The sequence below is a fragment of the Dyella flava genome, from assembly GCF_016904955.1.
In the GTDB taxonomy this organism is placed as follows: Bacteria; Pseudomonadota; Gammaproteobacteria; order Xanthomonadales; family Rhodanobacteraceae; genus Dyella_B; species Dyella_B flava.
The window spans coordinates 1-1,105 of record NZ_JADIKE010000013.1 but is presented as its reverse complement, the minus strand read 5'-3'; the positions used below and the strand labels follow the sequence as shown (position 1 = coordinate 1,105).

The following is a 1,105-nucleotide window of genomic DNA, read 5'->3' as shown; positions in this document are numbered from 1 at the left end:
GCGGGATGTTTGCAAAACTATCCCCATCCGACGAAGAGGAACGGCGATGCGCAAACAGCCCACGATGAGCTTGATTGATGGTCTTGTGGTCGGCGGAGGTAATGCGCGCCTGGAACGGATAGAGGCGTTGATCGACTGGGAGTCGCTGGAACAAACGCTACCGGCGCGAGGCAACGCCAGCACGGGCCGCCCCGCCTACCCAGCGTTGATGATGCTGAAAATCATGCTGCTGCAAAGCTGGTATGGGCTGGGTGATCCGGAGATGGAGGAAGCCTTGGGTGATCGCTTGTCGTTTCGGCGATTTGTGGGGCTGAGTCTGGGCGAGAAGGTGCCTGATCATTCAAGCCTGTGCCGGTTCCGGCAAAGTTTGCAGGGCTACGTCGAAGCGGTGTTTGCGCACGTGAACCAGCAACTGGATAGTCATGGCGTGATCTTGCGTCGCGGCACATTGATTGATGCCACGCTGATTCCGTCGGCGGCGGCTGAGCCACCCAAGCAGAAAGGGGGCGGACGTTCGCTTGTCGATCCGGATGCGGTCTGGACCAAGCGAGGCCACAAGGCCACGTTTGGCTACAAACTGCATATCGCGGTGGATCGCGATTCCCATGTGATACGAGCTGCCCGGATCACCCCGGCTAACCTCAACGAGGTTTGCGTGGGTCACGAACTGGTGCAAGGGGATGAGGCAGCGGTATGGGCCGACAAGGGCTATGTGGGTCCGGCGCTGCGCGAGCGCTTGCGCGCAGGCGGCATCAAGGATCGGGTCCAGCGTCGAGCGGCACGCGGCCGACCGCTCAAGCCTCGGGAAATCGTACGCAATCGTCTCATTGGGTACGTGCGAGGAAGGGTCGAAGGTGTCTTTGGCACCTTGAAGCGATCGTATGGGTTGATGCGGATGCGTTACTGCGGCTTGGCACGTAACACGGTGGGCACCTTGCTCACCTTGATGGCTTGGAACATGGCACGAGCGGCAGATCAAGTTGCTTGATCACCGTGACCACCGACAAGGTGGCCACGAGGAACTTCATGAATCCTTCTTTCTGACCTTTTGGGCGTTCGCTCGGCATGGATGCGGTATGCGGAAAGGGTTTTTCAAACATCCCGC

The 1,105-nt window shown here is 59.4% G+C and carries 1 protein-coding gene; it reads left to right on the top strand.

The window, feature by feature from the left end:
- Positions 1-46 precede the first annotated feature (46 nt).
- On the top strand, positions 47-988 hold the full coding sequence (locus ISP19_RS00070) for an IS5 family transposase (protein ID WP_204678188.1): 942 nt from the start codon (positions 47-49) through the stop codon (positions 986-988).
- Positions 989-1,105 lie beyond the last annotated feature (117 nt).